The sequence below is a fragment of the Henriciella aquimarina genome, from assembly GCF_002088975.1.
GTDB lineage: Bacteria > Pseudomonadota > Alphaproteobacteria > Caulobacterales > Hyphomonadaceae > Henriciella > Henriciella aquimarina.
Map to the genome: position 1 here is coordinate 1 of NZ_NCST01000109.1, position 7,614 is coordinate 7,614.

Consider the following 7,614-nt stretch of genomic DNA (forward strand, 5'->3'; position numbering starts at 1 on the left):
TGAGAACGGCGGTGCAAAATTAGACCACGGTAGCGCCGTCGTATTGGCGGTGCGGGCGGCGTAAAAGTCGTCCACTTTTTCCCTTCTTGCGGCAGCAGGGAGGGCGAGGAGATTTACACCGTGGAACTTTATCTGAAGGTCAGGCTGGCGCGCAGCGAGGGGATGAGCCAGCGGGATCTGGCGCGCCATTTCAACATATCGCGCGACAGCGTTCGCAAGATGTTGGCGTTCTCATCGCCGCCGGGATACCGGCGCACGAAGGAGATCAAGCGTCCCAAGCTTGATGGGTTCAGCGAGATCATCGACGGCTGGCTTGAAGAGGACAAGAAGTTGCCTCGCAAGCAGCGCCACACAGCGAAGCGGATCCACGAGCGGCTCAAGGCGGAACACGAGTTCACCGGCGGCTATACGATTATCAAGGACTACGTTCGGCAGCGTGAACGACGCACCCGTGAGATGTTCGTGCCGCTGGCGCATCCGCCGGGCCATGCGCAAGCCGATTTTGGCGAAGCGTTGGTTGTGATCGGGGGTGTCGAACAAAAGGCCCACTTCTTCGTCCTGGATTTGCCGCACAGCGATGCCTACTTCGTGCGGGCCTATCCGGCGGCGACGGCGGAGGCCTGGATGGACGGGCATGTGCATGCCTTTGCCTTCTTTGGCGGGGTGCCTCTGTCGGTTCTCTATGACAACGACCGTTGCCTGGTCTCGAAGATCCAGCCGGATGGGACACGGGTCCGCGCGACGCAGTTCAGCGGATTGCTGTCGCACTACCTGTTCCGAGACCGCTACGGGCGGCCGGGCAAAGGGAATGACAAGGGCAATGTCGAGGGGATGGTGGGCTACGTGCGCCGCAACCACATGGTGCCGATCCCCCACTTCCCGGATTGGGAGAGCTTCAACGCCTACCTTGAAGAGCAGTGCCGTGCCCGTCAGGGCGACACCTTGCGTGGGCACACGGAGATGATCGGCGCGCGCCTGCAGCGGGATCTGGCCGAGATGCGCCCCTTGCCAGCCGCCCCCTTTGAGGCCTGCGCACAGGCCAGCGGCCGGGTGAGCTCCCAGTCTTTGGTCCGCTACAACACCAACGATTACTCGGTCCCCGTGGCCTATGGCCATCAGGATGTGTGGGTGCGGGCCTATGTCGATCAGGTGGTGATTGGCTGCCGTGGGGACGTGATCGCACGCCATCCGCGGTGCTACGCGCGCGAGGACATGGTGTTCGATCCGATCCACTACCTCCCGCTGATCGAACGCAAGATCAATGCTTTGGATCAGGCTGCGCCCCTTGCGGAGTGGGACTTGCCAAAAGAGTTCGACACGCTGCGCCGCCTGATGGAAGCGCGCATGCTGAAGATAGGGCGCCGCGAGTATGTCCAGGTGCTGCGTCTTCTGGAGACCTTCGGCATGGAGGAGCTACACGCCGCCGTAAAGCAGGCCCTGAAGATGGGCGCGGTCGGCTTTGATGCTGTGAAGCATCTGGTTCTGTGTCAGGTCGAGAAGCGGCCACCACGGCTCGACCTCGACGTGTACCCCTACCTGCCACGGGCGCGGGTCGAGACGACCTCAGCGGCCAGCTACATGTCCCTGATGTCGGAGGCTGCGGAATGACCCATGCCCCCGAAATCCTGCTGGAGCATCACCTCAAGAGGCTGAAGCTTCCGACATTCCTGCGTGAGTATCAGAAGGTGGCGCGCCAATGCGCCGCCGAGGGCTTGGACCATGTCCAGTTCCTGACGCGCCTGGTCGAACTGGAGCTGATCGATCGCGAGCGACGGATGGTCGAGCGCCGCATCAAGGCGGCCAAGTTCCCGGCCACCAAAAGCCTCGACAGCTTCGACTTCAAGGCAATCCCCAAGCTCAACAAGATGCAGGTGCTGGAACTGGCGCGCTGCGACTGGATCGAACGGCGCGAGAACGTGATCGCCCTCGGCCCAAGCGGCACCGGCAAAACCCACGTCGCCCTCGGCCTGGGGCTCGCTGCTTGCCAGAAAGGGATGACGGTCAGCTTCACCACCGCCGCGGCCTTGGTCAACGAACTGATGGAGGCGCGCGACGAGCGTCGCCTGCTGCGGGTCCAAAAACAGATGGCCAACGCCAAGCTGCTGATCATCGACGAATTGGGCTTCGTCCCTCTCTCCAAAACCGGGGCCGAGCTGCTCTTTGAATTGATCTCGCAGCGCTACGAGCGCGGGGCTACGCTGATCACGAGCAACTTGCCCTTCGATGAATGGACGGAGACCTTCGGAACCGAGCGCCTGACCGGGGCGCTCCTCGACCGGCTGACCCACCACGTCAACATCCTCGAGATGAACGGCGAAAGTTATCGCCTGGCCCAAAGCCAGGCGCGAAAAGCCACCAAAACCTCCTGACCGACAATCCATGACTTGGCCCTCACGGGCCAAGGCGGCCAGTCAACCGCCAGCTATTTGGGGAGCGCGGTCGACTGGCCGCCAGCGCTCTATGCGCCCTTCACGCCCAACCCCAAAGTGGCCTACTTTTGCGCCGCCCTTTGGTCGGGTTTTACTCCGCCGTTGACAGTCCGATCTGGTTGAGGATCAGGCGCATCAGCGGTTTCGTTCGCGACAGGTCCGATGGCGGCACAACCAGGTAGAGTGAGAGCGGCCGTTTCCCCTCGACGAGATCCTCGATCCACCAGTCCGTTCCACCCGTTACCGCCGCGATCACCGGATCGCGATAGAGTGACAGGAAGCTCATCGCGGTCGACAGGACGCCGGAGCGTTCGTTCTCGGCCTTGTTCAATACTTCCCGCGCCGCCTGCGCGACGATGGGGTGCGCACCAGCCGGGCCAAGATGCGGCGTTTCCATCATGGCACGCAGCGTCGCCGCAAAGGTCCGGTCGGGATCGGAGAGGAAGCGTGCGCATCCCGACAGCGTCTTGTCGGGTTCAGCATAAAGCACATGCAGGATGACGCCGACGAGCAGCGAATGACCCGTCTTCTCCCAGTGATTGCGGCGCTCAAGCGAGCCTTCGGGATCGACCAGGATGTCCGCGATGTTCTGGACGTCGCGGACCTCATGCTCGCCGCGGCGCACGGCCATCAGGGGATTGAAACGCGGACTTTGCCGGTCGGTCGGATCGAAACGGATGCAGGTGGAAAAGGTCGACCGCCAGCCCGATGTCAGGTCCCAGTTCTCGCCCTTGATGTCGTGTATCACGGCACTGCCGGTCCAGGACAGGAGCGTCGGCACAACGAGCCCGACGCCCTTGCCGCTCCTGGTCGGCGCGAACGCCATGACGTGCTCCGGACCGTTATGGCGAAGATACCGACCTTCCCATTGTCCCAGGAACACACCGGCATTGCCGAAAAGCTTGGCGCGCCGGATATCGGAGACCTTCGCCCAGCGCGCCGACCCGTAGGTCGTGACGTTGCGTTCATGCCGGCTGCGCAGCACCGAGCCGGTGATGGCGGCGAGAATCCCCAGACCCGTGCCGCTCACTGTGATCAGGCCGCCGCGCGCGAAGACTTCGGGCGCATAGGCCTCATAGGCATACCACCACTGAAACAGACGCCATGGCTTGTAGACCGGCCGGTCGGCGAATTCGAACCAGGGGGCTCCAAGGGCAGCCTGGTAACCGAGCGCGTCGGCCGTCATCTGGGTCGCGAGCCAGAGCGCGCCAATGATGATGACGAAGACGATAATGATCTGGCCGATGAGAATGCGTGTGCCGGTCATGGGAGAGCTCCCGAAGGCGATTGTCTGTCGCCATCAGGATCGGGGGCGGGCCTTCATCTGGCCATTCTCGAACACGGCCATTCTACAAAGGTCTGTACAGTACAATGCAAAGAGCTTTTCGGCATCGATGCGAATGATACGCCGCAAGCCATCGTCAATAGTTCTGACTTTCAACCGCTCACCGGACCCAATTTCTTGTCCTGGTCAAAGCCCTGGCAACGTTTGGTCCATGATTTCTAGGTCAGCTTCGGTTTGAGGTGACAGCACATCCTCCACAAACCTTATGACGGGTCAGACCCTCGAAATATTTAAGGGTGCCTCGGATCTCGGGTCAGCCGACGCGTTGTCTGGTACGGCCGCGCCTGGTCTGGACTGCGTGCAGATCAGGCATGCACAGATGGGGTTTCAAGCTGACGCCAGCGCACCCGAACCGATAAGAGACTTCCATTTCATACAGGGCCTGGTCTTTATTCTCGTTGGCGAACGACGAAATCGGCATCACCAGGCTCTGCGGGCATATGCTTCGCAAGCCAATCTGTCACAAGATCGAAAGCAACGAGCGCAGCCTCCGGCGTAGAGTAAGTATGCCCCTCATCAGGGAACATTATGTATCGTGTGGGCACGCCAGCTTGTCGAATTAACGTAAATGCCGTTTCGTGCGATGCATACATCGTCGGTGACGCGTTTCCACCATAGCCTCCACGAAGAAAGAGTGTCGGGGTTTGAATTCGCACGGCATCGAGAACGTAGTTCGTCTTGTACGGATCCGGGTCCTCAGCAAGCTCTTTCCCGTAAATCGTACGCATAAACCGGTTGAAGTGCGATCCGGTCCGAGAACCGCTCGAGGCGGTTTCGAACATTGACCGGCGATCGAGGCCTGATGATTCATTGAGGACCGCAGCACGAAACAGGCGAGGTTCATCCGTCAGGATTTTAAAGGCTCTGGCGCCCCCCAGACTATGCCCCATGACGGCCATCCTGTCTGAGTTGACATATCCCAGAGAAACAAGGTGATTCACGCCGGAAATCACGTCGAGGGCGTCATATACGGCCCCGTCAAGTCGATCGCGCCGGCTCTGCCTAATCGGTTCCGGCCCGTAATTGCCGCTCATGCGATAGTCCGGAACAAACACAACATATCCCAGGGCGGCCAAGGCGTGCCACTCAAGCGGGCCACCTGAAACAGAACCCGTAAACGCGCCGTCCAGGTACAAATCACTACCCGTTCCATTGCCGTGAATGTATACAAAAAGCGGATACTGATTTGCCGGATCAAAATCGGGGGGCGTTATCAACCAGCCCTTTGGACGGATCCCATCGGTGGATTTCCATTCAATCTGCTGCCACTGGCCCAGCGCAAACTGAGATGCTGGATCGTCGATAACGTAGAAAATGTCCTCGCGACCGGTTTCGGTATCGAGCGTACGAATATCTCGATACCCATAGCCGTCCAGCGTGATGTAACTGAGTTGCGCTCCATCCGCTGAAAGAGACATTGCGAACCGTCGCCGGTCACCGCCGGCCAGACGTTTGTGGTCACCGGTCAAAGAAAGCGACCAAATCTCATCGAGGCCCGCGCCTCGCGCGGAAACATAGAGCGACTTTCCATCGGCGGCCCAATAATACTCACCCTGCATTGCCAATCCCTGATTTGCGTTCGGACGAAGCCGCTGGACGATTTCGCCAGATCCTGAGTCGAGTATTGCAAGGTCGACAAATGCGGCCCAATTGGAGCCATCATTGTTGAGTGGAAACGCGATCAGTTTCCCGTCTGGGGAGACTTTCGGACGGAACCCCTGAATGATGGAATTCGCCCGGAAGACTTCTTCATATTTCTTCGTTTCTGTATTGATCCGAATGAGCTTCGTGTGGGGCACGTCGACTTCAAAACATGTCAGGGTGACAAACAATTCAGTGCCTGGAGAAAAGGAGTGGCCCGCAGATGTGCACCCAGGAAAAACCCAGGAACCCAAATTGTCGCCACTGACCGCATCTACAAGAAGCAGGCGCGTTTGCTGCACGACAGTGCGATCTGAGGCTGGAGCTGTTTCCTCAAGTGTGACCCCATTTATCTTGAAGCTAGCAACCGAAGCGGACGACCGAGCTCGCGCGTCATACATTTCACTAATCGCGACGCGGCGTCCGTCATCGGCCCAATCCGTCATGTACCATGCAAAGTTCTCGGGTAGCCCCGCCGGGCGTTCTGGCATCGTCATGATTGTCGTGGACTGCGCCGCGAGTTCCAGCGTTCGCCATTGATGATCGACGAACGAGACTAACCGCTTTCCATCCGGCGATACTGAAATCGTCCTGAACACATTGCGGTCGGCGCCGCTGGCATCAAGGCCCGCGGCAAGATCTGCTCCGGCCGGACCGTCCGGTTGAAGTCTCCTTACTGAGGGCTCTCCAGCCGCTGAACTGTACAGCCCGTATAAAGCATCTGAGCCGAGCCAACCAACACGTCTCAGTCTGGATTGACCCCTATCGATAACGTCTTCGATTTTTATCTCTGGCTTATCCTGAGCCGATCCCGGAGAACTGATCAAAGTGCAACTTGCAAGACATACAAGCAACGTCGCTAAACAATGCTTTCCGGCAGACGGATTCAGAGTGTCGTTGGGCATGGGAGTTGGCCTGTGGTTATATTCGGGGAGATGCGGCGCGCCTCAGCAAGAGGCACGCCATGGATCGGTCGCCTAGAACGATTTGCTCAATTCGAGGCTTACAAATCGTCCTAATGGATTGGCATTGTTTCCATCATAGAAAATGCCGTCGATGCCGGACTCTACAAATGGCGGCGCTTCATTGAAAAGGTTCTGAACGTTCAACGCGAGCCGGACACCCGACAGCAGCCCTTTCGCCCTCTCCTGCCCCAAGGAATATTGAACAGAGACGTCGAAGGTTGTCCAAGAATCGACCGGAACACGTTCACCGACCCTGTCGCTGCTATAATCGTCGACATAGTTCACGAACAGGGTCGTCGAGAGATGATCGCCCGACCAGCCAAGTGAGCCGCGGAGTCGAAGATCAACGGGCTGAGCGAAATTGTTGATCATCTCGACAGGATCGGAGTTCGGCGTGGCGAGCGCTTCGGACGAAAGTATGTAATTGCCATTCAAGCCAAACCTGATCGTTCCGTCGGCAAAGGGACGCTCATACTCGATTGAGACATCAACGCCATCGGTCGACGTCGAAGCGCTGTTTTGAATGCGAGCATCTATTATTGCGCCAATTGAACCGCGCCGGTAACCCCGGAGGCTGTTTGGTTGGGGTCAAGCAGCGATAGCGTTTTCCTTCAGCGCTGCAAAGTAGTTGGCCTCGGCTTCTGCCGGTGGGATGTTTCCGATTGGCTCGAGCAGGCGGCGGTGATTGAACCAGTCGACCCATTCGAGGGTGGCGTATTCAACGGCATCGATGGATTTCCACGGGCCTTTCCGCCAGATGACTTCGGCCTTGTAGAGTCCATTGATGGTTTCCGCCAAAGCGTTGTCATAGCTGTCACCAACACTGCCCACCGACGGCTCAAGACCTGCCTCGGCCAGACGCTCCGTATACCGTATACTGACATACTGGCTGCCACGATCTGAATGATGGACAAGACCACTTCCAGAGCAGGGCCGCCGGTCATGCAAGGCCTGTTCAAGGGCATCAAGCACGAAGTCCGCATGCGCTGTCCGGCTGACCCGCCAGCCGACAATGCGGCGGGCGAACACATCGATGACGAAGGCGACATAGACAAACCCTGCCCAGGTCGAGACATAGGTGAAATCGCTGACCCAGAGCCGGTTCGGCGCCGGGGCCTTGAAGTTGCGGTTCACATGGTCGAGCGGGCACGGCGCCGCCTTGTCGCTGTAGGTCGTGCGATGCGGCTTGCCGCGGATAATGCCCTGCAGGCCCATGGCCTTCATCAGGCGCCTG

At 59.0% G+C, this 7,614-nt stretch carries 5 protein-coding genes and 1 pseudogene; 2 read left to right on the plus strand and 4 right to left on the minus strand.

From position 1 onward, the window contains the following. The first annotated feature begins 120 nt into the window (after positions 1–120). Both istA and istB read left to right on the plus strand, forming a co-directional pair. A complete protein-coding gene (gene istA / locus B8784_RS16635) occupies positions 121–1,608 on the plus strand; it encodes an IS21 family transposase (protein WP_169712612.1) in 1,488 nt (495 codons plus the stop codon). After that, positions 1,605–2,369: an IS21-like element helper ATPase IstB gene (istB, locus tag B8784_RS16640; RefSeq protein WP_084396756.1), complete on the plus strand. Its 765-nt coding sequence runs from the start codon at positions 1,605–1,607 to the stop codon at positions 2,367–2,369. The genes istA and istB overlap by 4 nt, the downstream gene beginning before the upstream one ends. A 154-nt stretch (positions 2,370–2,523) precedes the next feature. On the opposite strand, the pseudogene traG reads toward istB, so the two are convergent. From traG to B8784_RS16660, 4 genes and pseudogenes are all read right to left on the minus strand, one after another. Beyond that, positions 2,524–3,696 (minus strand): annotated as a pseudogene (gene traG, locus B8784_RS16645) (IncP-type conjugal transfer protein TraG); the annotation flags it as partial. A 467-nt stretch (positions 3,697–4,163) separates the two neighbouring features. Continuing rightward, on the minus strand, positions 4,164–6,320 hold the full coding sequence (locus B8784_RS16650; protein WP_084399032.1) for a S9 family peptidase: 2,157 nt from the start codon (positions 6,318–6,320) through the stop codon (positions 4,164–4,166). A 72-nt stretch (positions 6,321–6,392) separates the two neighbouring features. Further along, positions 6,393–6,929 carry a TonB-dependent receptor domain-containing protein gene (locus tag B8784_RS16655; RefSeq protein ID WP_084399033.1) on the minus strand — a complete coding sequence of 179 codons (537 nt, stop codon included), beginning with the start codon at positions 6,927–6,929 and terminating at the stop codon, positions 6,393–6,395. 39 nt (positions 6,930–6,968) lie between these two features. Then, the coding region (locus B8784_RS16660) for an IS3 family transposase (RefSeq protein ID WP_143435293.1) at positions 6,969–7,614 on the minus strand (646 nt) is incomplete at its 5' end.

Bases quoted from the DNA above. Each gene is read 5' to 3' on its own strand.
- istB (WP_084396756.1), top strand. From the start codon at position 1,605: ATGACCCATGCCCCCGAAATCCTGCTGGAGCATCACCTCAAGAGGCTG.
- B8784_RS16650 (WP_084399032.1), bottom strand. From the start codon at position 6,320: ATGCCCAACGACACTCTGAATCCGTCTGCCGGAAAGCATTGTTTAGCG.